Source organism: Nocardia sp. SSK8, from assembly GCF_037034205.1.
Classification (GTDB): Bacteria; Actinomycetota; Actinomycetes; order Mycobacteriales; family Mycobacteriaceae; genus Nocardia.
This window is the reverse complement of the sequence record NZ_JBAGKD010000007.1, coordinates 19733-43775: the sequence shown is the minus strand read 5'-3', so window position 1 is coordinate 43775 and position 24043 is coordinate 19733. Positions and strand designations below refer to the sequence as shown.

The following is a 24043-nucleotide window of genomic DNA, read 5'->3' as shown; positions in this document are numbered from 1 at the left end:
TTTTTTCCGGGGCACCGGGCGGGCGGACCGCCCGGAACTCACTGGACATTCCGGGCGGCGGCCCGCGAGGATGGGCCCGATGTCCACTCGTAATGAACCGCTCCGGCTCGTCGATCCGCCGCATCGGCCGCAGGAACCGGCCGAGCCGTTCCCGTGGTCGGCCGCCATCGATTCCACCTATTCCACCCGCGACGCCGTCGACGCGCTGGCGCTCGCGCCGTTCCTGCGCGGCGATCAGCCCTTCGCCCGGCAGGCCCACCTGGACCGGGCCCGTCCCGACGCCGCCCTGCGCCCGGCCGGGTCGCGCATCGTGCGCGCCGTCGCCGACGACGACAGCAGCGCGCTGCTCGCCGCCGGGGACGGCTGGTCGCTGCGGGCCGTGCGCTGGGCGGGCGGGTCGGCCACGGTCGAGGTGACCGCGACGACCGACGAACTCGCCGTCGCGGTGCTGGCCGAGGCCACCGAGGGCGCCGCCCAGGCGCGCGACGCGGACGCGACGGTGGAGATGGGCTTCTGGCACATGGACGTGCGCAGGCCCGCGCGCCGTCGTCGCCGGATCACGGCCCCGGCCTGGCCGGAGATCCGCGGCAACTACTCCGCCGAGGTCGCCGCGGGCCTGGAGCGGCTGATGGAGCTGGCCGTCGCCGAGGTCCGCGGCAGGCTCGTGCTGCTGCACGGCGAGCCCGGCACCGGCAAGACCACCGCGTTGCGGGCGCTGGCCAGGGCGTGGGCGCCGTGGTGTCAGGTCGACTGCGTGGTCGATCCGGAGGAACTGTTCAGCAATCCCGGCTACCTGATGGAGGTGGCCGCGGGCGCCGACGGCGACGACGAGGACGGCCGCTGGCGCCTGCTCGTGCTGGAGGACTGCGACGAGTTGATTCGCGGCGAGGCGAAAGAGGCTGCGGGACAGAAACTCTCACGCCTGCTCAACCTCACCGACGGCATGCTGGGGCAGGGTCGCAAGGTGCTGATCGCCATCACCACCAACGAGGACCTGTCCCGGCTGCATCCCGCCGTCGTCCGGCCCGGGCGCTGCCTGGCCCAGCTCGAGGTCGGCAGGCTCACCGCCGCCGAGGCCCGCGACTGGCTCGCCCGCCAGAACCACGACGGCGACCGGACGTTCCCCGACGGCGCCACCCTCGCCGAACTCGTCGCCCACCGCGACGGGGAGAGTCACATCCGCTCCACCACCGACCGCACCCCGGATGTCGGGATGTATCTCTGACCTGGACCTGCCGAGCCTCGACGGTGTGCCTGGCCTCCACCAGCGAGGCATCGGGGCGCAGGGGGTCGGGCTGTGCCCAGGGTAGTCACCCGCTCACCGGCTGACGACCTTCGCCGCCGCCGCGCAGGCCAGGGTGAGCACGAGCGGCACCGCGAGCGCCGCGGTGAGCGGGATGAGGGCGGTGAGCCAGCCGATCATCGCGGGTCCGGCGAGCAGACCCAGATACCCGACGGTGAACACGCGCGACATATCGGTGGCGGCGGTAGTACCGCCGAGATTGCCTGCGGTACTGAAGATCTGGGGGACCCCACCGGCGAGCCCGAGCCCGCACATCGCCCAGCCCGCGAGGGTCAGCGGCAGCCACGGCGAGACGATGACGACGGCGAATCCGGCGGCGGCGAGCAGGCTCCCGTACCGCACGATGGCCACCGGACCGAACGCCCCCGCGACCCGGTCGGCCAGGAACCTGCCCACCGTCATGGTCGCCGAGAACGCGCCGAACGCCAGCGCCGCATCGGCCTCGGTGGCACCGAGACGCTCGCGCACCTGCAACGCACTCCAGTCCCCGGCCACGCCCTCCGCGAGCAACAGGACAAAGGCGATGAGCCCGAGCGAATACACCCGCCGTCTCCGCGCCCGCTGTGCCTCTCGGCTGCGCGAGCTGGAGGCAGACTTCCGCATGCCATCGGCGTCGGCGAGGCCCGGCTCGGCCGTGGTGCCGGGTGCGGTCACGTGGCTCACGTCGGATGCGGGGGAGCCGCTGGCCTCGTCGCGAGTGCGGCCTGGTGCGGCTGAGGGCTCGCAGCCGACAGCGCTCGTGGAGCCGGTGTCGTAGTGTTCGGCGCGGGAGGCCGTGTCGGGGTCGGTGTGGTGACGGAGGAGGTGCGGGACCAGGAGGGCGGTGGTGATCAGTCCGGCGACGCCCGCGCAGGCGAGGGTGAGCTGGGGTGCCCAGCCCGCGCGCTGGGCGGCCGCGCCCACCAGGGCCCCGGCGAAGCCGCCGCCGGAGAACATGGCGTGGAAAGCCGACATGATCGGCCGGTGGTAGGCCCGTTCGACGTGCACCGCCTGGGTGTTCATCGAGACGTCGAGCGCGCCGTTGCCCAGTCCGAAACAGGCCAGCGCGAGCGCGAGGGTGACCGGCCCGGTCGCCAGCCCGGGCCCGATGGCGGTCACCGAGATGCCGGTAGCGGCGACCGCGACCAGGGTCTGGCTGCCGAACCGGTCGGCCGCGGGCCCGGCCAGCCGCATCCCCACGATCGCCGCCCCCGCCAGCAACAGGATCAGCATCCCCAGCAGCGAGGCCGACACCCCGGTCCGATCGGTGATCGCCGGAATGTGCACCACCCACAGGGCCAGCAGGAATCCGTTCAGCGTGAACGCGCCGAATACGGCCGCCCTGGCCTTACGCAGGCGCCGGTCGATCGTCGCTGGAGTCACCGTCTCGACGGTACCGGCCACGGTCCGAGGGACCATGGAGCTCGCCTCACTCCGAGATCCGCTCGTACACGCCTCGCGGACACATCGACCTGGGCAGAGTCGTCTGCCTCACGTGTCGCGGACGAATACACCGTCGGCACGGGAGCCCCCACCGAGCTCGCCGCGCGCGGGTCGTGCCGATGCCGTCGAATCCTTCGGGCGAGGGCTCCCACCGAGCTCGCCGCGCGGGTCGTGCGCGCGGCGTCAGGCGGTCGGCGTCCAGATTCCGGTCGCGGCGGTCGCCTCGGCGTAGTCGCGGAAGTCGCGAGCTTCGCGGCCCAGCGCGCGGCGAACCCCGTCGGCGGTGGCCGAGTTGCGGCCGTCGAGAATGGTGCCGAAGAGGTAGTCGAGCAGGCTGATCACGTCGTCGGGCACCTGGTATTCCGCCAGGGCCGCAACGAATTCCGTGCGCCGCACCGGGACGAACCCGATCTCGCGCCCGGCGGCCCCGGCGATCTCGCCGACGGCCTCGGCGAAGGTCAGCGCGCGCGGCCCGGTCAGTTCGTACAGTTCGCCCGCGTGCCGGGGATCGGTGAGGGCGGCGGCGGCCACTTCGGCGATGTCGTCGGCGTGCACGAACGGTTCGGGCACATCCCCGTTGGGCAGGGCGACGGCCCCGGCGAGCACATCGGGCAGGAACGCGCCCTCGCTGAAGTTCTGCGCGAAGAAGCTGCACCGCACGATGGTCCAGGACAGACCCGAATCCCGCACGATCCGTTCGCATTCCAGGGCCTCGGGCTCGCCGCGTCCCGACAGCAGCACCACCGAGCGCACCCCGGCGGCCACCGCCGCGGCGGTGAAGACGCGCACCACGTCCGGTGCGCCGGGGACGGCGAGGTCGGGCTGGTAGGCGAGATAGACCGCGTCGACGCCGGTGAGGGCGGGTGCCCAGGTGGCGCGGTCGGTCCAGTCGAAGGGGATCGGGGCGGTCCGGGAGCCGAGGCGCACCCGGTGGCCCGCGCCCTCCAGGAGCGCGGCCACCCGGCTGCCGGTCTTGCCCGTGCCGCCGGTGACGAGGAAAAGCTGCTGGTCATTGCTGTTTTCTGGCATGTGTCCAGTACACCGGCCGGACGGCCACGCGAACATCGCTGTGCCGCTCACGCCCATGCGCGGTCGTCTACCGCCGAACCGGCATGGGTACTGCCGGGCGCGGGTCGTCGCTAGGGTGGAACAGATGGATGCTCTGGCCGGATTGCTCGAAGGTCCACGGGCCCGTGGCGCGTTCCTGATGTGCTCGCTGCTGAACCCGCCGTGGTCGTTGCGGATCCAGGACGAGGCGCCGTTGACCGTGCTCTCGATGATCCGCGGAAAGGCCTGGGTCAGTACCGATTCCGCGCCGCCCCGCCAGCTCGTCGCCGGTGATGTCGCGATCTTCCGTGGGCCGCAGCCGTATACGGTCGCCGACGATCCCGCCACGGCACCGCAGATCATCATCCAGCCGGGTCAGGTCACCACCACGCCGGACGGTGAGATCCTCTGCGAGACACTGAGTCTCGGCGTTCGCCAGTGGGGCACCGACCCCGACGGTGAGACCCTCATGGTCACCGGCACCTACGAATCGGCGGGCGCGGTGAGCAGGCGCCTGCTGCGCGCGCTCCCACAGGTCGCGGTGCTGCCCCGCGGCGATCTCGACACCCGGCTGCTCGACCTGCTCGTCGACGAGGTCACCCGCGACCGCCCCGCCCAGGGCGCCGTGCTCGACCGTCTGCTCGACCTGCTGCTCATCGCCGCCCTGCGCGCCTGGTTCGCCCGGTCCGACGCCCCCGCCTGGTATCACGCCTACAGCGACCCGCTGATCGGCAAGGCGCTGCGGCTGCTCCAGCACAATCCGGCGCATCCGTGGACGGTCGTCGCGCTGGCCGAGGCGGTCGGCATGTCCCGGGCCGCGCTGGCCCGCCGGTTCACCGAGCTCGTCGGCGAGCCCCCGATGACCTTCCTGACCGAATGGCGGCTCTCGCTGGCCGCCGACCTGCTCGCCGAATCCGACGCGACCGTGGAATCCATCGCCCACCAGGTCGGCTACGGCACCGCCTTCGCGCTGAGCACCGCCTTCAAACGGCATTTCGGGGTGAGCCCGCGCGATCACCGGCAGGGAGCCGCGGCGGCGGTGGCCTCGTCGGCCTGAGCGTGCCGGGCCGGGGCTGCCAAGATGACACCATGACCTACCCCGTGCTGTGGCCGATGCCGACCCGCTGGGCCGACAACGACCAGTACGGTCACGTGAACAACGTGACCTACTACTCCTACTTCGACACCGCGGTGAACGCCTGGCTCATGCGGGCCACCGGCGTGGACATCACCGCGCTGCCCGCGCTCGGCGTCGTCGCCCAGACCTCGTGCCGGTTCCACGGCTCGGTCAGCTTCCCCGACGAGCTGCGGGTGGGCCTGCGCATCGCGCGGCTGGGCAACTCCAGCATCACCTACGACCTGGCCATCTTCCGGGTCGCCGAGGCGGGCGACGAACTCGCCGCCACCGGCGAGTTCGTGCACGTCTACGTCGACGAGCGGACCCGCAAGCCGGTGCCGATCCCCGAGGTGATCCGCACGGCGGCAGCGGAACTCGTCACCGGTTAGGACGCGGTCAGCATCGACTGGAACCGGCGCATGCCCGCGATCCAGCGGTCGTAGTCGGCGCCCTTGTTGCGGTACATGTGCAGCACCTCCGGGTGCGGCAGGATCAGGAAGTGCTCGGCGGCCATCGCCTCGACCACCGTCTCGGCGACCTCCTCGGTGGAGAGCACCTTGCCCGCGGTCTTGACCGCCTTGATCGCCAGCGCGGCGGCCTCCGGGTCCTCGGGGATGAGGTCACCGCTGAGCAGCCGGGTGTCCACGCCCATCGGGCACAGGCAGCTCACCCGGACGCCCTGGTCGCCGTAGGTGACCGAGAGCCACTCGGCGAAGCCGACCGCGGCGTGCTTGGTCACCGAGTAGGGCGCCGAGCCGATCTGGGTGAGCAGGCCCGCCGCCGAGGCGGTCGACACGAAATACCCGCTGCCGCGCTCGACCCAGCCGGGCACCAGCAGTTCGGCGGCGCGCACGTGCGCGAGCACATTCACCTCGAGCGCGGCCGACCACTGCGCCTCGGTGCTGTCCAGGCCGGGACCGCCACCGATGCCCGCGTTCGCGAAATACAGGTCCACCGGGCCGAATTCGCGTTCGGCCGTCGCGATCAATTCCGCGATGACCTGCCGGTCGGCCACGTCCCCGCCGACCGCGACCGCCCGCTCGCCCAGCTCACCGGCAACCTTCGCCGCGGTGTCCGCGTCCAGATCCGCCACGACCACCCGCGCACCACCGGCCACCAGCCGCCGCGCCAATCCCGCGCCGATACCCCCGCCCGCGCCGGTGACGATCGCGACCTTGCCCTCGATTTCCATGCCCGCACCCTAACCGCGGCCGTCACGGCGGGGAAGGGTTCCGGCTCAGGCCGGACCGGCCAGCCGATCCAGCAGCGGACCGGTGCGCGGGCCGACCAGCTCGCGCATGACCAGCGCCATATTGGTGCGCTCGACGCCGGGGATCTCGAGGATCTGCCCGGCGATGCGGTAGAGATCGTCGGCGTCGCGGGCGACCACGCGCACGGTGAGGTCGACCGAACCGGTCGTGCCGCACACCTCGGTGACCTCGGGCACCTCGGCCAGCTCGTCGACGACGGTGTCGAGCTGATGCTGGTCGACCACCACCGCGACGAACGCCGAGAGGGGATAGCCGAGCGCTCGCGGTTCCACCCGCCGCTCGAAGCTGCCCAGCACCCCACCGCTGTCCCAGCGGGCCAGCCGGGCCTGCACCGTATTGCGCGAGAGCCCCAGCCGGGCGGCCAGCTCCACCCCGGTGGCGCGCGGGTTGGCGATCAGCTCGCGCAGCAGTCGCGCGTCGGTGGCGTCGAGTGTCACGGCGTCGGGTTCGCGACTGGTCATACAACGCAGTATGACAGCGTTCGACCGCTCCAGACCATGCATTCTGCTCATTCCTGTGTTGATCGCTTGCGCAGTCGGCGTAATCGTGGATGCTGAGTGATACACATCGCACTCCGCGATTGTCGTACCCGCATCGGGCCCACAAGGCGCGGTGGAGAGGAGGCGATCTCGATGCCGCAGAAGCAGACCTACCCGGTCCAGCTGGTGCAACCCGACGGCCGTCGCGTGTTCGATCGCGAGCACGCCGCACTGGTCGCCGACGTGGATGCCGGAAAGTTGCGCGCGCTCTACGAGGACCTGGTGGTGACCCGCCGGATCGACGTCGAGGCCACCGCCTTGCAGCGCCAGGGTCAGCTCGGCCTGTGGCCGCCGCTACTCGGCCAGGAGGCCGCCCAGGTCGGCTCCGCGCACGCGCTGCACCCCGACGACTACGTGTTCTCCTCCTACCGTGAGACCGCGGTGGCCTACTGCCGTGGCGTCCCGCCCGAGCAGCTCACCGCCCTGTGGCGCGGCGTCTCGCACCACTGCTGGGACCCCGAATCGGTGCGGATGACCAATGCCAATATCGTCGTCGGCTCGCAGGGCCTGCACGCCACCGGCTACGCCTACGCCGCCCATCTCGACGGCGCCGATATCGCCACCATCGCCTACTTCGGCGACGGCGCCACCAGCCAGGGCGATATCGCCGAGGCGCTCGGCTTCGCCTCGGCCTGGACCGCGCCGGTGGTGTTCTTCTGCCAGAACAATCAGTGGGCGATCAGCGAACCGGTGGCGGTGCAGAGTCATGTGCCGCTGGTGCGCCGGGCCGACGGATACGGCATGGCGGGGGTGCAGGTCGACGGCAATGATGTGCTGGCGGTCCTTGCCGTCACCCGGCAGGCCGTCGAGCGGGCGCGCTCCGGCGGCGGCCCCACCTTCATCGAGGCCATGACCTACCGGATGGGCCCGCACACCACCGCCGACGACCCCACCCGCTACCGCACCGCCGCCGACACCGAGTACTGGGCCCAGCGCGACCCCATCGAACGGATGCGGCTGCTGCTCGACCGCGAGGGCCTGCTCGATCCCGAGTTCGCCCGGCAGGTGGCCGCGACCGCCGACGATGTCGCCCGCCGGGTGCGCGCCGCGACGCTGGAGTTCCCCGACCCGGATCCGGCGAGCATGTTCGACCACGTCTACGCCACGGAGCATCCGCTGATCACCGAAGAGGCCCAGCGGTTCTCGGAGTATCTCGCCGAAGGAGCGCAGTCATGATCACCACCTTCGCCGCGGCGCTCAACACCGGGCTGCGCCGTTCGATGGAAGACGACGCCAAGGTCGTGCTGCTGGGCGAGGACATCGGCAGGCTCGGTGGGGTCTTCCGGGTCACCGACACCCTGCAGAAAGACTTCGGCGACAATCGCGTCATCGACACGCCGCTGGCCGAATCCGGCATCGTCGGAACGGCTTTCGGTATGGCGCTGCGCGGTTACCGGCCGGTGGTGGAGATCCAGTTCGACGGGTTCGTCTATCCGGCCTTCGACCAGATCGTCTCCCAGGTCGCCAAGATCCACTACCGCACCGGCGGTAAGGTGAAGGCGCCGTTGACGATTCGCATTCCGTTCGGTGGCGGGATCGGCGCGGTGGAGCATCATTCGGAATCGCCGGAGGCGTATTTCGCGCATACCGCCGGGCTGCGGGTCGTCGCGCCGAGCACGCCCGCCGACGCGTATTCGATGCTGCGCCAGGCGATCGCGCTCGACGACCCGGTGGTCTTCTTCGAACCGAAGCGGCGCTACTGGGACAAGGCCGAGGTCGATTTCGACGGCGAACCGGATCTGCCCCTGCACCGGGCCAGGGTGTGTACCGCCGGTACCGACGCCACGATCGTCGCCTACGGCGGCACCGTCGCCAGCGCGCTGACCGCCGCGAAGATCGCCGCCGAGGAAGGACATTCGCTCGAGGTGATCGATCTGCGCAGCCTCTCGCCGCTGGATGTGGACACCATCGCGGATTCGGTGGACAAGACCGGCAGGCTGATCGTGGTGCACGAGGCCCCGGTGTTCGCCGGGCTCGGCGCCGAGATCGCCGCGCGGATCACCGAACGCTGCTTCTATCACTTGGAGGCGCCGGTGCTGCGCGTCGGTGGCTACGACATCCCCTACCCCCCGGCTAAGCTCGAAAAGCACCACCTGCCCGACCCCGACCGCGTTCTGGCGGCCGTCGATCGCTGTCTCGCGTGACCAGAAAGGTGCCCTAGTGCCGGAACAAGCCGACGACGGTCATGTTCTCGAATTCCGCCTGCCCGACCTGGGCGAGGGCCTCGCCGACGGCGACCTGGTGTCGTGGTCGGTCGCGGTCGGCGACCGGGTGGAACTGAACCAGACCATCGCCGAGGTGGAGACCGCGAAGGCCGTGGTGGCGCTGCCCTCGCCGTTCTCCGGGGTGGTCGTCGAGCTGCTGGCCCAGCCGGGCGACACGGTGCCGGTGGGTGCGCCGCTGATCCGGGTGCGCAACGATCTCGAGGTGGCGGCACCGCCCACCGCGGAGAGCGTCGGCCGTAACGATGTGCTGGTCGGGTACGGGCCGGAGGCCGAAAGTACCTCACGGAGAAGGAAAGCCGCGCCTGCGGCGATGGCGGCCAGCACGCCGAGCACGCACCGGGCGGCGGCGACGCCCGCGGCGCGCAAACTGGCCAAGGAGCTCGGCATCGATCTCTGGTACGTCGCGGGATCCGGGCCCGAGGGCGCGGTGACCGTCGAGGACGTGCGCGCGGCGGTACCGGTCACCACGCCGCGCACGCCCGCCCGCAACGGGGAGATACCGCCCCTGCCGCACACCCGCGTCACCGACACCGACGGCGGCCTGATCGAGCCGACCGCGCGCGAGGAACGCACCCCGATCTCGGGCGTGCGCAAGCGCACCGCCGCCGCCATGCAGGCCAGTTCCCGCACGATTCCGCAGGCCAGCACCTTCGTCACCGTCGACTGCACCGCCTCGATGGAACTGCTCGACCACCTGCGCACCACCAAATCCTTCGAGGGCCTCACCCTCACCCCGTTGGCGCTGGTCGCCAAGGCCACCCTCGCCGCGATCGCCGAGTACCCGGCGATCAATGCCGCTTGGGACGAGGCGAACCAGGAGATCGTCACCAAGCACTATGTGAACCTGGGCATCGCCGTCGCCGCCGAGCGCGGGCTGCTCGTCCCCAATCTCAAAGAGGCGCAGACGCTCAGCCTGCACGAACTGTGCCGCGAGATCAGCTGGTCGGCCGAGACGGCCCGCTCCGGCAATGCCACCCCCGCCGACCTGCGCGGGGGCACGTTCACGATCACCAATGTGGGGGTCTTCGGCGTGGATTCCGGCGTGCCCCTGGTCAACCCGGGCGAGGCGGCCATCCTATGCCTCGGCTCGATCCGCAAGCGCCCCTGGGTGTTCCGTGACGAACTGGCCGTCCGCTGGGTCACCACGCTCGGGCTGAGCTTCGATCACCGCATGGTCGACGGAGAGCTGGGCGCTCGTTTCCTGGCCACCACGGCGGGGTTCCTCGAAGATCCCCTCACCTTGCTCAGCCGCGTCTGAGTCGCTTCGTCGCGGCTAGATCTCGACGACCGCGATCCTGCTTCCGCGCATGTCATCGGCGCGAGCCACCCTGTGACGGTGCGATCGCGTGCCACGGCCTTGGCCAGACCTTCGCAGTCCAGGACCAGCGTGCCGCCGGGCGTCACGCTGCTCACGCCGTGCCCTGGCCGCCCTGCGTGGCACGGATCTGCTGAAGTCGCTCGCGCAGTGCCTGGATTTCCTCGTCGGTCACCGGACCGTGCTCGGCTTCGGCGACCGCGATGATCTCATTGAGATTGTCCCGCTCGAGCTGGCGGGCGACGGCGGCGGAGACATACGCCGACAGTCCGGAGGGCCCGCTGCGTGCGCGGGCTGCCTCGGCGATGGCGCGGGGCATGGTGATCGAGTACTCGCCGGTGCTCTCGGTCATGCTCTCCATCCTGCCTGTGGTGGCAGAGCAGAGCGCGGATCTGGTCTCAGGTGGTGCGAGGGAGGAAGCGCCGGAGGAGGAGGCCTGCGAGGAGGGCCCAGAAGGCGCCGCCGATGCCGAAGAGGGTGGTGCCGGAGGCGGCGACGAGGAAGGTGACCAGGGCGGGGAGGCGGTCGTCGGGGTCGGTCAGGGCGCCGGTGAGGGCCGCGGCGAGGGTGGCGAGCAGGGCCAGGCCAGCGACGGTTTCGAGGGTGCCCGCGGGGGCGGCCGCGATCAGGGTGACCAGGGCGGCGGAGGCCAGGCCGAGGACGAGGTAGGTGGCGCCCGCGGTGGCCGCGGCGATCCAGCGGCGTTTCGGGTCGGGGCTCGCGCCGGGGGCGGCCGAGAGGGCGGCGCTGATGGCGGCGAGGTTGATCGCGTGGCCGCCCGCCATCGCGCCCGCGAGGGTGCCGATACCGGTGACCAGCATGGACGCCCGCCACGGGACCTGGAAGTCGAAGGAGCGCATGACGGCCACGCCGGGGATGTTCTGCGAGGCCATGGTGACGATGTAGAGCGGCACCGCGATGCCGACCACGGCCTGCCAATGCCAGTGCGGCACGGTCCATTCCATCGACGGCACCATGGCGGCGAGATCGAGGTGGCGGTGGCTGACGGCGATATCGATGCCAGTGCCGATCGCCGCGGTGGCGAAGGCGACCAGCACGGCCCACTTCGGCGCGAACCGCTGGAGCACCAGCCACACGAGGATCACCGGCACCACCACCGCGGGCGAGGTGCGCAGCGCCTGCACCGGCGCCAGGCACAGCGGCACCAGCACCCCCGCGAGCATGGCCTGCGCGAGCGGCACCGGAATCGCGGCGACCAGCGCGCCGAGCCGCTGCCACAGCCCGGTGATCACGATGAGCACCCCCGTCACCGCGAAGGCCGCGACCGCGCCCGCCCACCCACCGGCCACCAGCCCGGTACCGGCCAGCAGCGCCGCACCCGGCGTCGACTAGGCCAGCGTGATCGGAATCCGGTACCGGAAACTCAGCAGCAGAATGCCGATGCCCTGCGTCAGGCACAGCACCAGCAGCCCCGACGCCGCCTGCGCCGGACTCGCCCCCACCGCCCGCAACCCACTCAGCACCACAGCGAACGAACTGGTGAACCCCACCAGCGCGGTGATCGCCCCCGCCCCGAGCGGTTGCGCGATCCCCGCCCGCTCGACAGCGACCTGGGATTCAACGGTAGAGACCTGCGACATTGCCCAGATCCTGCCGCCCCCCGACCCCGCCGTCGCCTGCCAGTACCCCGAAACTGGCCTGATCTCCGCTGTTGCCTCTGCCGCCGCTGTTGCTGTTGCTGTTGCTGTTATTGCTGCCGCTGCCGCCTGCCGTTGCCGCCGCTGCCGCCGCTGCCGCCGCTGCCGCCGCTGCCGCCGCTGCCGCCGCCGCTGCTGCCGCTGCTGCCGCCGCTGCCGCCGCCGCTGCTGCCGCTGCTGCCGCTGCCGCCGCTGCTGCTGGCGCGTTCCGTTGGGGTTGTCGCGTTCTGCTGTCGGGCTGTCGCGTTGCTGCTACCGCGAATGCCGCTGACTCGTCGAGTGCCCTTCGGCCTCGGGGCGACGGCCTCGTTGTCCCGGCTCCCTCTCTGGCTGACCGGTCTGCTGACAGGTCGGTGTGGTGATGCCGCCGGATTTCGTTCCGGTGGCCGGGATAGGGTGCGTAGGCTGGCGCTACGGGGGCTCGGTGGTCGATTCGGCTAGGAGGAGTGGGCGTGGGCGCGGTGGTGGTTTCGGCGGCGCAGCTGCGGGAAGAGCTGGCGGACAAGAAGATTCATCTGCTCGATGTGCGGTGGGCGCTGGGTGATCCGGATGGTCCGCAGCACTATCTGGACGGGCATATTCCGGGTGCGGTGTTCGTCGACCTGGAGACCGAGCTGGCCGCCGCGCCCGCCTCGTCGCGCGGCAGGCACCCGCTGCCCGACCCGGGCACCTTCGAGAAGTGCGCGCGCAGTTGGGGACTCGGTGACGGCGCCACCGTGGTGGTCTACGACGCCACCGGTGGCATGGCCGCGGCCCGCGCGTGGTGGCTGCTGCGCTGGGCGGGCCTGGCCGACGTGCGCATCCTCGACGGCGGCCTGCCCGCCTGGACCGCCGCGGGCGGCCCGCTCGCCACCGGCGCCGAACCCGACCCCGAACCCGGCGCCCTCATCGTCCGCCCCGGCGGTCTCCCCGTCATCGACACCGACGCCGCCGCGACCTGGCCCGGCCTGCTCCTCGACGCCCGCGCCGTCGAACGCTACCGCGGCGAGGTCGAACCGGTCGACCCCCGAGCAGGCCACATCCCCGGCGCCATCAGCGCCCCCACCACCGAAAACCTCGACGCCACCAGCCATTTCCGCACCCCGGAAGAACTCCGCGCCCGCTTCACCGCCCTCGGCTCCGGCCCCGTCGCCGTCTACTGCGGCTCCGGCGTCACCGCCGCCCACCAGATCGCCGCCCTCGCCCTCGCAGGCATCCCCGCCACCCTCTACCCGGGCTCGTGGTCCCAATGGTCCAACGACCCGAAACGCCCGGTCGCCACCGGCGAGTAGCCGCCGCACCCGAAGTTGCCGGCATCGCTTACGGGCAGGTGTGTTCGGTCAGCGATTCGCGAGCACCTTGACGATGGCTTCGCCGAGGCTGGTAGCCGAAGCGGGGTTCTGCCCGGTGACCAGACGACCGTCAACGATGACGTTATCGGTGAAGTTCGGTGCCGGGTGGTGGACGGCGCCGAGGTCGTTGAGGGCCGTTTCGAGTAGTACGGGAACGACGTCGGTGAGACCGACCGCGGCCTCTTCCTCGTTCGTGAAGCTGGTGACATTCTTTCCGGCGACGAGGTAGCTGCCGTCGGAGAGAGTGATGTCGAGCAGGCCCGCAGGGCCGTGACAGACCGCCGCGACGACGCCGCCGTTGTCGTAGACCTGTGCGGAGAACTGGGCCAAGGCCTTGTTGCCAGGAAAGTCGAACACGGTGCCGTGGCCGCCGATGTAGACGACGGCGTCGTAGTCGGCCGCATCGTAGTCGGTGACGGTGCTGGTGTTGGCGAGCTGCTGAGCGATATGCGGGTTGCTCAGGAACGCTTCTTGGTCGGCATCGGTAACGTCACGGCCGTCCTGCGGCGGAACCCCACCCTTGACCGACGCCAGGTCCACGACGTAGCCGGCCTCGGTGAGTACTTTCCAGGGGTGCGCGGCCTCGTTGACGTAGAAGCCGGTCTTACGGATTCCGCCGAGGTCGTCGTGGCTGGTCAGGATGAACAGAACGCGTCCGTTACTCATGTTTTGTGATCCCCTTGATATTGGTGGCTCCCGTTGGCCACGGCGTCATTCGCGGCCGAGATGAGTTACGGGGTGTCGCCGAAATCGACTGTATCGGTGAACCTTCGGTGAAGCCGATCAGTTTGTTTATGGCCACGATCATCCACCGTCACCACCAACGATGGCGTGCAGTGGCCCCCATCGCGCCAAGGGCCGTCACGGTGTGATGGCAGCTTGATGCTTCTTGACAGCCTCGACGATCGTTGCGGCAACGGCGCGGAGCCGAGACTTTCTGTTCAGTTCCGCCGTTCGACCTGCCAGATACAGGGTGTTGATCGGCGGGACGTCGGGGTCATGCAGACGGACCAGAGTGCCATCAGTTACCTCGCTGGAGACGAGGTAACTGGGCAGCACGCTCATACCCATTCCATGCACCACTGCTGACTTCACAGCGAACAAGTTGGGTAACACCGCGGCTACGCGCAGGTCGGGTTGTTGGTCGAAGACCGTCGTCCAGTATCGGCGCACCAGCGGTAGCGTGCGACTGAAGGTGACGACCGGCAGTTGCTGGATGCTGTCCAGGCCTGGCGATTGCGGGGCGATCAAGGGCGCGCCGACGAGCCAGAATTCCTCGTCGGCGATTGGCCAGGCGGTGACACCGGGTTCGCGCGGCCGGACGGTGGATACGACCAAATCCAGATGACCGTTGGCCAGGTCGGAGATGAGGTCGTCGGCCAGGCCGAAGGCCATTTCTATGCGGGGGAAAGCCGCAGTGTCGAGGCCGGTCAGCGCTGGGATCAGGCAGCCAGCAGTAAATTCGGGCGGTCCACCGAGGTGGATCGTCCGCATCGACGGGGAGTCGGTGAACTCGTCGAGGAAGAACCGGTCGATATGGTCGAGATGGTCGCCGAAGGCGATGGTCATCTCGTGGGCGTAGGCGGTGGGCGTTACTCCGGCCGCGCTTCGTTCGAACAGTTCACGCCCCAGCTGCCGTTCCAGTGTCCCGATATGGTTGGTGACAGTGGGTTGCGTGATGGCGAGGAGCTTGGCGGTACCGGTGAACGTTCCTGTTCGGTAGACCGCGAGGAACGTCCGTAGAAGGTCCAGAGAAGGGGGTTTGTCCACTGCCATGTCCCTCATTCTGGTCGCCAGTGTGCCACGGCGCACGACGGCTGTCTCAGTACTGGGGTCGAACGGCCAGGCACGGCACGAGGGTGCCCAATGAGCGGGAACTCCCAGGTAGGCGCTGCAATTGGCATGTTCCAACCACCTCGGAAGGTCCCCGCATCATTGGGGCTACATCAGGAAAATGACATAGGCCACCTGTCGATCAAGCCGGGTAGCCGCTCATAGTCTGTCCAGCTCGTGAAGGTCGATCGAGTCGATTCCTTGTGCGGCCGCGACTGTGTCGTGTTCGGGTGAGGTCCATCCCCAACGTGCCCAGCGACTGGGTATTCCAGCTGATCGAACCCGCGCGACGTTGGTCAGGTTGTCGTCGATGAATACCGCCTCCGCGAAGGCGACGCCGCGCCCCAGGCACAGGCTGTCCGCGGGCACCGGGTGGATACAGGCCGACTGGACCGGTGCAGCCGCGACCGCGTTCGGAGCTACCGCGACCACCCTCGGACAGTCGTTCGACACCCGCAGCATCGATCTCGACGCGGTCTCCAAGATCGTCGAGAACGGCGCGTTACTGCTCGAACGGCTTGTCTACAACCAGGCCGCGGACCTGGTGAGCGCTCTCACGAAGTGCATGACTTTCGCTAATTTCACGCTCCCCCTGGCCAGTTGGGCGCAGCTGATCGACCAGCCGATGGACGAGCCGACCAAATCTCAGATCACCTCCGCCGTCGACGCGCTGAAGAAGTCGGCCGCGACTCGCCAGGACGCGATAACGACCACGATCCAGCGGATCTCCGGCGCTTTGGGCTACGAGTCCGGCCGGGCCACCCCGGTCTACAACGCGAGCGAATTCGAACTCCCGGAGAAGGTGATCGTCGACCTGGGTACCATTCGGTACGGATACGGAGACAACGTGTGGTTCGAACACGCTGTCTCCGTCTGACCCGGCTACTCCGGTCAGGTCAGTCGGGTGCGAATCCGTTGATCTCGAAGGAAATCACGACAGCGGCAACCACGGCAGCGCCGAGGACGAATGTCACCGTAGACGCCAGTGCGAAAACTCGGATGCGCCGCCACCAGGACAATCCCAATCCGGCGGGAATCGCGACGAGCGCCGGAACCATCCACGTTATCCAATACCACGGCGAGATCGGTTCCGTGTCGCCTCGGTATTTCTTGGGAGTCGCAGTGGGCTCGGGCACGTCGAAGACGCTCTGCAGTAGCACAACCAAGGGGAAATAGGCGATCACCGCCAGTAAGCCGCCGATGATGACTCCGAAGATCGCCGGGACCAGTACATCATCGGTCCTGCTGTTCCTATCAGACATATCCCACCTATTTCGAACCCGACCAGGAGTGCACCGCACCGGAACCGTATACCAGGAACGACTTGGCGAGGCCGAGTTCCTCGCTCTGCGCCATGGTGTTCACGGCGGACTGGGCCATGTTGCCGTAATCATCGTCGGTATGGAAATTGTAGATGTCGCAGATGTGGGACTGCTGCCTCAGTTCAATCTGATGTGATCCGCCCGCACACCGGTCACGCGATAATAGTGGTCGAACAATTTTTTGGCGACGGGGCGATCTTTCGAGCTGAAGTAGAACCCCACCGCCGCCGCTTGGGCAGCATTGGCTTTAATGAGCTCGCCGGTGTAATCGCGAAGCGTCTTGAATTTACTCGTGTCCACCACCGGAAAATTTGGATGGATAGAAGTGTCGTAGCTCTTGATCGGCGGAGCCTGCCCATTTTCGCCACCTAGAACTTCCTCGTACATCACATTCTCCAACTCGCACGTCTTCGATATTCCTGCGTGGTCCGATGCTGGTCGGGCCACTCGGACTCTACTTCGCCGGGGTTCGATGGTCGATTTCGGTCGCATCGAATCTGTTGCGGTGCAGTGCGTCTGGGCTATCGGCGGTCAGTTAAATCGGAATCCGTGCGGGGGCGGCTAACGACCTCGTGCATAGTTGCCGAGAGCTGTGACCGGCCGCAGGCTGGGCTCGGTTGTCATCTTGCGGGCTGAGCCCCCGTCACCCGACGCCGCGACAACACCGCCCCACGACCTACACCAAGATCATCCCAGCCCCCGCCAGCCAACTATGCACGAGGTCGTTAGGGACATGTACGGGAGACCTCGGCGAGGGCGGTGTGGTCGGCGCGGGTGACGGGCAGGGCGTAGGTCACCGCTACGGTCAGGTACTTGGCGGCGTAGAAGCAGTGGTTGGCGGGGGCGGGTGGGAGCCAGGTGCTGGGGGTGCTGTCGCGTTTGGCCTGGTTGGCTGACGCGGTGGTGGCCAGGAGGTTGATCGTGACGTCGTTGGCGAAGCGGTGGCGGAGGGCGGTGGGCCAGGTGGCGGCGCCCATGTCCCAGGCCGCGGCCAACGGGTAGACGTGGTCGATCTGGACGCGACCGGCCTCGGATTTGCGGAAGGGGACTTCGGTGGCGGTGTAGGGGTCGGTGAGGACGCCCTCGACGACCACGCAGCGGCCGCGGCGGACGACGTCGCGGAGCTGGGCGGCCAGGACGTTGTTGCGGGTGTCGCAGCCGTCGTGCCCGCCGGGGGCGTCGGTGTCGTCGGACCAGGCGGGGCCGAAGACGCAGGCCTGGCCGGTCTTGCAGCCGCGCTCGTAGCCGCCGGGGTGGGGACGGCTGGGGATGACGCGTACCTGGTCGAGCAGCGCCGTCACTTCGGCACGGGTGGGACTGCCCGGTGCGGGGCGCACCGGGTCGGCGTGCACGGCGCAGCTCGCGGCCGCGAGCACCGGCACGAGCAACCACGTCAGTTTCGCCATACCCGCAGGTGTAGCCGGTGGTACCGACAGGTTCGGCTAGAGCCAGGCCCGCGCGAGGATATCGTCGGCGGCCTGCTCGCTGGCGTGCGGCGGGAAACGGGTGGCCGCGATGGAGGCGACACGGGTGCCGTCGTGCCCGATCAGCCAGGAACCGCCGCGGTCCTCGCACTCGGCGATCTTGGCGAACACGGTGAGCAGGAAGGTGATGGACTCGCGCGGGTCGGCGGTGTGCGCGAGCCGCTGGGACTCACCGGGCCGGGACAGATCCAGCCAGACGCCGGACTGCCCGTCCAGGCGCATGCCGACGATCTTCGCGGCATCGACGAAGGTGAATTTGCGCCGCTCCCACGGGGTTGCCGGGGTATAGCTCTGCTCGAGTACCTGGAGCAGAATCGTCATGCTGCCCTCCGCACAGTACTTGGAGTGTGGGTCGGTGCCGGTCGGTGGACCGGCCCGTGACCAGGGGATATCCCAGTATGTTCCGGACGCGGTGAGAAATCCAGCGGTGCGGCCGTCGGCGATGCTGTCGGTGCCGCCTGCTTGGATGGACCCCATGCTGCACGCTCTGTGGTCACCCGGTTCGGGGCTGCTGCTGTGGCACGACGGGGAACCGGTGGCGGTCGGTTCGGTGCTGGGCGAGATTCTGGATCGGGCCCGGTTCCGGCATCGCGCGCAGGTGCTCGTGGTGGACGCCGCGGGGCAGACCGAGACCGCCGAGGTGCGCGCGCACGCGCTCGCGCCACCCACGGCGGCCGTCGTGCTGCGCGGTCCGCTGCCGCGCGCGAACATCGCCGGTGACCTGCGCTTCCTCGCTCACGTCGCCCGGGGGATCGAGCGCTGGGTGCGGGCCGGACGGGTGGTGCCGCAGGTCGAACGCGCCGACGGGCAGTGGTGGGTGCGGTGGCGGCTGGTCGGTGGGCAGCGTCAGCGTGCCTGGCTGGCCGAGCTGGTCGCCGCCATGCCGCAGGCGCTGCGGGTGGCGGGGGCACCGGCGGCCGTGCTGGACGACCTGGTCACCGAACTCACCGACCCGATCGCCCGCGAGTACGTCACCCACCGCACGCTGACCCACCCGCTGCTCGCGGCCCTGGTCGAGGACACCCCCCTGGACGGGGGCTCCTACCGGCTGGCCGAGACCCTGGCCCAGTGGCGCGAGGGCTACGCCGCCGACGAACCCGAACTGGTGCTGCGGCTGTGCGAGCCCGACGGCGAGTTCGGCACCGACGACGATGCCGTGGCGCTGTGGCGCCTGCAGGTCTGCCTGCGCCCGGTCGACGACGCGCCCAAACCGGTCGCCCTCGACGACGACCCGGTCCTGGTCCGCACCGCCGCGGAGAAACTGGCCAAGGCCCGCAAGTCCTATCCGCGCCTGCGCGACCTGCCCACCGACCCGCGCGGCCTCGACCTGCTGCTGCCGACCCCGGTCGTCGCCGACCTGGTCGCGCACGGCGCGCGCGCCCTCCAGGACGCGGGCATCCGCCTGCTGCTGCCACGCGCCTGGAATATCGCCGAGCCGAGTATGCGGCTGCGGGTGAGCAGCCCGGCGGCCGCCGAATCGACGGTCGGGTTGAGCGGATTGCTCTCCTACCGCTGGGAATTGGCGCTCGGCGACATGGTCCTCACCGAGGCCGAGATGACGCGGCTGATCCGCAGCAAGTCCGACCTGGTCCAATTGCGCGGCGAATGGGTGCAGGCCGATCACCGTGCCCTGGCGGCGGCCGCGCGGTATGTGGCGCAGCACGCCGACGAGTCACCGATCACCCTGGCCGACATGATCGGTCAGCTGGCCGCCGAACGCGTCGACAATGTCCCGGTCACCGAGGTCACCGCCGTGGGCTGGGCGGCCGAATTGTTCGCGCGCGAGGGCGAACCCGAGCCGGTCCCGGTGCCGGTCGGCTTGAAGGCCCAGCTGCGGCCCTACCAGGAACGCGGCCTGAGCTGGCTGGCCACCATGAACCGCCTGAACTGTGGCGCGATCCTGGCCGACGACATGGGCTTGGGCAAGACTGTGCAGGTGCTGGCCCTGCTCGTGCACGAGCGCGAAACCGGGTCCGCCGATCCGGAATCCGCGCGGGGCACACCCGCGCCGGGGACGCTCGTGTTGGGCACGTCCGCGCCGGGTGCCGAAGAAGCGCTGGGTGGTGTGGCGCCCGACGGGCGCACCGCCGAGGGCGGTCGCGGTGGCGTGAGCACGGTGTCTCGCGGCCCGGGCGACGGACGGCCCGGGCCAACACTGCTCGTGTGCCCGATGTCGGTGGTCGGCAATTGGCAGCGCGAGGCGCAGCGTTTCGCTCCGGACCTGCGGGTGCTGGTGCATCATGGCGCGGCAAGGGCCAAGGGCGCGGAATTCGCCGCCGCGGTGGCCGAGGTGGACCTGGTGATCACCACCTACGCGCTGCTGGCCAGGGACGTGACCCTGCTGGCCGAGCAGCAGTGGGAACGCATCGTGCTCGACGAGGCCCAGCACATCAAGAACGCCGTCACCCGGCAGGCCCGCGCGGCCAGGGCGGTGCCCGCGCGACATCGCCTGGCGCTCACCGGAACTCCGGTGGAGAACCGCCTGGAGGAACTGCGGGCGCTGTTCGACTTCGCCATGCCGAAACTGCTCGGCAGCCCGCAATCGTTCCGGGCGCGCTTCGCGGTGCCGATCGAACGCGAACGCGACCAGCACGCCATCGACCGCCTGCGCCTGATCACCGACCCGTTCGTGCTGCGCAGGCTCAAGACCGACCCGGCGGTGATCAGCGACCTGCCCGAGAAGCTGGAGATGACGGTGCGCGCCAACCTCACCGTCGAACAGGCCGCGCTCTATCAGGCGGTGGTCGACGACATGCTGGAGAAGCTGAAAGACGCCAAGGGCATGGCCCGCAAGGGCGCGGTGCTCGGCGCGCTGACCAGGCTCAAACAAGTCTGCAACCATCCGGCCCACTACCTGGGCGACGGCTCGCCGATGCTGCGGCGCGGCGGGCACCGCTCCGGCAAGCTGGCCCTGGTCGAGGACATCCTGGAAGCGGTCATCGCCGACGGCGAGAAGGCCCTGCTGTTCACCCAGTTCCGCGAGTTCGGCGACCTGGTGCTGCCCTATCTCACCGAACGCTTCGGCAGCCCGATCCCGTTCCTGCACGGTGGCGTGAGCAAGCAGCGGCGCGACGACATGGTGACCGGGTTCCAGCGCGCCGACGGCCCCCCGCTGATGCTGCTCTCGCTCAAGGCGGGCGGCACCGGCCTCAATCTCACCGCCGCCAATCACGTGGTGCACCTGGACCGCTGGTGGAATCCGGCGGTGGAGAACCAGGCCACCGACCGCGCCTACCGGATCGGGCAGCAGCGCGCGGTGCAGGTGCGCAAGCTGGTGTGCGTCGACACCATCGAGGAACGCATCGACGACATGATCAGCGGGAAGAAGCAATTGGCCGAACTGGCCGTCGGCGCGGGCGAGAACTGGATCACCGAGCTGAGCACCGAGGAACTGCGCGACCTGTTCACCCTGGGCGCCGAGGCGGTGGGGGAGTAGATGGCCGACTTCAGCCAGTTCGGACCGCGCAGACCGGTCACCGGCGGCGCGCGCTCACGCGGCGGCTTCGGCCGGACCTGGTGGGGCAAGGCGCTGCTGGACGCGGTGGAGCAGGTGGCCGACGCGGGCAGGCTCGCACGCGGCCGCACCTACGCCCGGGTCGGGCAGGTGGTGAACTACCGCATCGAGCGCGGCGCGGTCACCGCCGAGGTGCAGGGCAGCCAGCCCAGCCCGTTCACCTCGGTGCTGAGCATCCGGCCGCTGCGTGAGGAGGAGATCGAGCTGCTGCTGGCCGAGATCAGGGAGGCGCCGGGCATGCTCGCCGAGATCGCCTCCGGCGCACTGCCGCCCGCGCTCGGCCCGCACCTGCTGCCCATGACCGCCAGCGAACTGGACTTCTCCTGCACCTGCCCGGACATGGGCTGGCCGTGCAAACACGTCGCCGCGGTCTGCTACCTGCTCGCCGAACGGCTCGACGAGCAGCCCGGCGAGATCCTCACCCTGCGCGGGCTGAATCTCGACACCCTGATCGGCGGCGTGGCCAAGGCCGCGCGCACCGCCGATACCGACGACCCCTACGGCGACGCGCTCACCCTGCCGGAGCTGCCCCGCCTCGCCTTCCATCCGGTGCTAGAGGATCTGGACCCGGTGCCGCTGCGCCGCGCCCTGCGGATGACCGCCGAGGACGAGCAGATCGCGGCCACCGGCCTGCGCGAATTACGGTCGCTCTACCCGGAATTCGACAGTTAGCCCAGCTCGTACTCGAACCAGATATGGTGCCCGCCGCGCTCGTCGACGTACAGGGCGCCGGTGCCGGTGATGCCGGTGAGTTCGCCGGTGCCGCTGGCGGGCACGATGTGGAAGAACTCGTCGGTGCGGTCGGTGCCGCCGGTGGTGGCCGAGTGCACGAAATTGAAGGCGCCCGCCTTGCCGTTCAGCGCGCCGTCGAAGGACTCCATCGCGATGTAGGTGCCCGCGCCGCTGGCGATGTCGAACGCGGCGGTGAACAGCGTGGCCGACTGCCCCTCGATCTCGCCCGCGTACGCCTTGGTCATGGTGGACACCCCGACCGGCAGCCCGGTGTTGATGGGCGGCTGGGGTAGCAGGTCGGTGGGGTCGAACGCGGTGATCTCGAATGTGCCGGTTGCCTTCATGGTCGCGATGCTAGACCCGGCCACCGACAGCCTCGCTCACTCAGGAACCCGTGTCGATCCGGTAGACGCGCACGGCGTTGTCCCGGAAGACCTTTCGCAGGTCGGCGGTGGTGGCACCGGCGGCGGTGAGGCCGGTGGCGACCGTCTCGGCGGCGCCGGTGAGGGTGGTGAAGGGCTTGTCGATGGGGAAGTTGGAGCCCCAGATCAGGCGGTCGGCACCGAAGACGTCGAAGGCGTGCGCCAGCAGCGGCCCGGTCCGTTCGACCAACTGGGGCACCGGGGTGGAGGTGCCGCGCGGCGGCAGCGGGTGGCCGAGCACCGGCATCATCAGCCCGCTCACCTTCGCGGTCACATTCGGGCGCGCGGCCAGTTCGGTGAGGTCGGCGCGCCAGCGCTCGAGCAGGGTGTGCCGCTGGGCGGGGGTGCGGCCGGTGTGTTTGCCGACCGGGCCGAACGCCCCGGCGGGGGTGCCCAGGTGGTCGAGGACGATCGGGACCTCGGGGAAACGGTCGGCCAGCGCGGCGAGCTCGGGCAGCTGCCCGGAGTAGACCCACGCGTCGAAGGCGAGCCCGCGCTCGGCGAGCTGGGCGAAGCCGTGCAGGAACGCCGGTGCGGTGAGGGCGCCCGCGGCGGCGAAGGATTTGACGCCGGGATCGGGGTGGTGAGCGACCATCGTGCGGATGCCGCGCAGCAGCGGCGAGGCGGTCTGGTGCGCGTCGAGGACGGCGCCGATATCGACGGCGGCCGGGTCGGCCGAGCCGATCACCGCGGCCAGCGCGGGTGTGTCGACGCCGAAGGGCAGGCTCGCCACCCAGCGGGTCTCGTCGGGCTTCCAGCCCGCCCACTCGACCTCGACGTGCACGATCGCCTCGACGGCCGTCGGGCCCGTGTCGGCCCGGTAGTTCGCGGGCAGGTACGGCCCGAGGAAGGCGCGCGGATCGCCGATGAACTCGCGGTCGCGGCGCGGGGCCAGCTTGGCGGCGAGGTCGACCGGCACCGGGAGCCTGCGCATGAGCTTGGCCAGGCCGCTGAACTCGCGCGGGGTGGCGTGCGGATCCCACTGGTGGATGTGCGCGTCGAGGATGTCCAGGCCGGTCAGATCCATATCGCGTCCCATCGCCGCCGAATGCTCCCGGCGATTGTCACACGCGCGGCGGCGGCGCGGACCGCATCACCGGACGTGCCGGGGATTCAGCGCAGATAGGCGATCAGCACGACCAGCGTGGGCACCAGGAACGCGACAGCGTAGAACCCGATCAGCAGATTCCGGCCCGGCCGCGCCACCGGGTGGAACCCGGCGGCGCCGGGGCTGTAGAGGGTGTGCGGCGCCGCGTAGTGGAAGTGCACCGGTCCGCGCGTGGTGTCGATGTCGAGGGTGGCCTTGCCGACCTTCCAGACCACATATTGCGACCACAGCTGGACCCGGTAGCGGCCGGGCGCCAGCTGTACCTGATTCAGCCCCGGTCCCAGTTCCACCACGAAGCCCGGCGCGAACTCGGCCAGCATCTTCGCCCGCCTGCCCTTGAGACTGATGCCGTCCGAGGCGGTGATGGCGACGGGAACGGCGGGGGGCGAGTGCGGCATGG

At 69.9% G+C, this 24043-nt stretch carries 24 protein-coding genes and 1 pseudogene; 10 read left to right on the top strand and 15 right to left on the bottom strand.

Annotation, left to right across the window (positions count from 1 at the left end; genetic code table 11):
- The first annotated feature begins 79 nt into the window (after nucleotides 1–79).
- A complete protein-coding gene (locus tag WA675_RS15170) occupies nucleotides 80–1225 on the top strand; it encodes a DUF5925 domain-containing protein (protein WP_336085058.1) in 1146 nt (381 codons plus the stop codon).
- Between the two features lie 93 nt (nucleotides 1226–1318).
- Here the strand turns inward: WA675_RS15170 and WA675_RS15165 are convergent, their stop codons facing one another.
- Nucleotides 1319–2701: an MFS transporter gene (locus WA675_RS15165; RefSeq protein ID WP_336085056.1), complete on the bottom strand. Its 1383-nt coding sequence runs from the start codon at nucleotides 2699–2701 to the stop codon at nucleotides 1319–1321.
- Between the two features lie 207 nt (nucleotides 2702–2908).
- Nucleotides 2909–3754 carry an NAD(P)H-binding protein gene (locus WA675_RS15160; RefSeq protein WP_336085054.1) on the bottom strand — a complete coding sequence of 282 codons (846 nt, stop codon included), beginning with the start codon at nucleotides 3752–3754 and terminating at the stop codon, nucleotides 2909–2911.
- A gap of 124 nt (nucleotides 3755–3878) precedes the next feature.
- On the opposite strand from WA675_RS15160, the gene WA675_RS15155 reads away from it, so the two are divergent.
- Nucleotides 3879–4829, top strand: a complete 951-nt coding sequence (locus WA675_RS15155) for an AraC family transcriptional regulator (protein ID WP_336085052.1) — start codon at nucleotides 3879–3881, stop codon at nucleotides 4827–4829.
- Between the two features lie 32 nt (nucleotides 4830–4861).
- Nucleotides 4862–5278: an acyl-CoA thioesterase gene (locus WA675_RS15150; RefSeq protein ID WP_336085050.1), complete on the top strand. Its 417-nt coding sequence runs from the start codon at nucleotides 4862–4864 to the stop codon at nucleotides 5276–5278.
- Here WA675_RS15150 and WA675_RS15145 read toward each other — a convergent pair.
- Nucleotides 5275–6081 (bottom strand): SDR family oxidoreductase, encoded by an 807-nt coding sequence (locus WA675_RS15145; protein WP_336085047.1) that lies wholly within the window; start codon nucleotides 6079–6081, stop codon nucleotides 5275–5277. The two genes, WA675_RS15150 and WA675_RS15145, sit on opposite strands and share 4 nt — an antisense overlap.
- 45 nt (nucleotides 6082–6126) lie before the next feature.
- Complete coding sequence (locus WA675_RS15140; RefSeq protein WP_336085045.1) at nucleotides 6127–6621, bottom strand: Lrp/AsnC family transcriptional regulator; 495 nt, start codon at nucleotides 6619–6621, stop codon at nucleotides 6127–6129.
- 171 nt (nucleotides 6622–6792) lie between these two features.
- Here WA675_RS15140 and pdhA point away from each other — a divergent pair, with 171 nt between their 5' ends.
- Genes pdhA through WA675_RS15125 form a run of 3 tightly spaced genes read left to right on the top strand, consistent with a single transcriptional unit; the run spans nucleotide 6793 to nucleotide 10182 of the window.
- A complete protein-coding gene (gene pdhA / locus WA675_RS15135) occupies nucleotides 6793–7875 on the top strand; it encodes a pyruvate dehydrogenase (acetyl-transferring) E1 component subunit alpha (RefSeq protein ID WP_336085042.1) in 1083 nt (360 codons plus the stop codon).
- On the top strand, nucleotides 7872–8843 hold the full coding sequence (locus WA675_RS15130; protein WP_336085041.1) for an alpha-ketoacid dehydrogenase subunit beta: 972 nt from the start codon (nucleotides 7872–7874) through the stop codon (nucleotides 8841–8843). Before pdhA ends, WA675_RS15130 begins: the two co-directional genes overlap by 4 nt.
- 16 nt (nucleotides 8844–8859) lie before the next feature.
- Nucleotides 8860–10182, top strand: coding sequence for a dihydrolipoamide acetyltransferase family protein (locus WA675_RS15125; protein WP_336085039.1), 1323 nt, complete (start codon nucleotides 8860–8862; stop codon nucleotides 10180–10182).
- Between the two features lie 151 nt (nucleotides 10183–10333).
- On the opposite strand, the gene WA675_RS15120 is transcribed toward WA675_RS15125, so the two are convergent.
- On the bottom strand, nucleotides 10334–10591 hold the full coding sequence (locus WA675_RS15120; protein ID WP_336085037.1) for a hypothetical protein: 258 nt from the start codon (nucleotides 10589–10591) through the stop codon (nucleotides 10334–10336).
- A gap of 46 nt (nucleotides 10592–10637) precedes the next feature.
- Nucleotides 10638–11840: pseudogene (locus WA675_RS15115) on the bottom strand (benzoate/H(+) symporter BenE family transporter).
- Nucleotides 11841–12361: 521 nt separating this feature from the next.
- Here WA675_RS15115 and WA675_RS15110 point away from each other — a divergent pair.
- Nucleotides 12362–13168, top strand: a complete 807-nt coding sequence (locus WA675_RS15110) for a sulfurtransferase (RefSeq protein ID WP_336085458.1) — start codon at nucleotides 12362–12364, stop codon at nucleotides 13166–13168.
- Between the two features lie 48 nt (nucleotides 13169–13216).
- Here WA675_RS15110 and WA675_RS15105 read toward each other — a convergent pair whose 3' ends face one another.
- Nucleotides 13217–13894, bottom strand: a complete 678-nt coding sequence (locus WA675_RS15105) for a type 1 glutamine amidotransferase domain-containing protein (RefSeq protein WP_336085035.1) — start codon at nucleotides 13892–13894, stop codon at nucleotides 13217–13219.
- A 195-nt stretch (nucleotides 13895–14089) separates the two neighbouring features.
- Nucleotides 14090–15004 (bottom strand): LysR family transcriptional regulator, encoded by a 915-nt coding sequence (locus WA675_RS15100; RefSeq protein WP_336085033.1) that lies wholly within the window; start codon nucleotides 15002–15004, stop codon nucleotides 14090–14092.
- 367 nt (nucleotides 15005–15371) lie between these two features.
- Here WA675_RS15100 and WA675_RS15095 point away from each other — a divergent pair, with 367 nt between their 5' ends.
- Entirely contained in the window at nucleotides 15372–15938 is a 567-nt protein-coding gene (locus WA675_RS15095) for a hypothetical protein (protein WP_336085031.1), read from the top strand.
- 19 nt (nucleotides 15939–15957) lie between these two features.
- Here the strand turns inward: WA675_RS15095 and WA675_RS15090 are convergent, their stop codons facing one another.
- The 4 genes from WA675_RS15090 to WA675_RS15075 all read right to left on the bottom strand — a co-directional run bounded on the left by WA675_RS15090 (nucleotide 15958) and on the right by WA675_RS15075 (nucleotide 18188).
- The gene (locus WA675_RS15090; protein WP_336085029.1) at nucleotides 15958–16323 is read right to left on the bottom strand and encodes a hypothetical protein; all 366 of its coding nucleotides are present in this window, start codon (nucleotides 16321–16323) and stop codon (nucleotides 15958–15960) included.
- Nucleotides 16324–16500: 177 nt separating this feature from the next.
- A complete protein-coding gene (locus WA675_RS15085) occupies nucleotides 16501–16770 on the bottom strand; it encodes a hypothetical protein (protein WP_336085027.1) in 270 nt (89 codons plus the stop codon).
- Nucleotides 16771–17108: 338 nt separating this feature from the next.
- On the bottom strand, nucleotides 17109–17789 hold the full coding sequence (locus tag WA675_RS15080; protein ID WP_336085025.1) for an HNH endonuclease family protein: 681 nt from the start codon (nucleotides 17787–17789) through the stop codon (nucleotides 17109–17111).
- 36 nt (nucleotides 17790–17825) lie between these two features.
- The gene (locus WA675_RS15075) at nucleotides 17826–18188 is read right to left on the bottom strand and encodes a hypothetical protein (RefSeq protein ID WP_336085024.1); all 363 of its coding nucleotides are present in this window, start codon (nucleotides 18186–18188) and stop codon (nucleotides 17826–17828) included.
- A gap of 154 nt (nucleotides 18189–18342) precedes the next feature.
- Between WA675_RS15075 and WA675_RS15070 the strand changes: the two genes are divergently transcribed.
- A complete protein-coding gene (locus tag WA675_RS15070) occupies nucleotides 18343–21303 on the top strand; it encodes an SNF2-related protein (protein WP_442945632.1) in 2961 nt (986 codons plus the stop codon).
- Complete coding sequence (locus WA675_RS15065) at nucleotides 21304–22053, top strand: SWIM zinc finger family protein (RefSeq protein ID WP_336085021.1); 750 nt, start codon at nucleotides 21304–21306, stop codon at nucleotides 22051–22053.
- Here WA675_RS15065 and WA675_RS15060 read toward each other — a convergent pair.
- The 3 genes from WA675_RS15060 to WA675_RS15050 all read right to left on the bottom strand — a co-directional run bounded on the left by WA675_RS15060 (nucleotide 22050) and on the right by WA675_RS15050 (nucleotide 24041).
- Nucleotides 22050–22457: a DUF3224 domain-containing protein gene (locus WA675_RS15060; protein WP_336085019.1), complete on the bottom strand. Its 408-nt coding sequence runs from the start codon at nucleotides 22455–22457 to the stop codon at nucleotides 22050–22052. The genes WA675_RS15065 and WA675_RS15060 overlap by 4 nt on opposite strands.
- Nucleotides 22458–22497: 40 nt before the next feature.
- Nucleotides 22498–23574: an amidohydrolase family protein gene (locus tag WA675_RS15055; RefSeq protein WP_336085018.1), complete on the bottom strand. Its 1077-nt coding sequence runs from the start codon at nucleotides 23572–23574 to the stop codon at nucleotides 22498–22500.
- Between the two features lie 74 nt (nucleotides 23575–23648).
- A complete protein-coding gene (locus tag WA675_RS15050) occupies nucleotides 23649–24041 on the bottom strand; it encodes a hypothetical protein (RefSeq protein WP_336085016.1) in 393 nt (130 codons plus the stop codon).
- Between the last annotated feature and the right edge of the window lie 2 nt (nucleotides 24042–24043).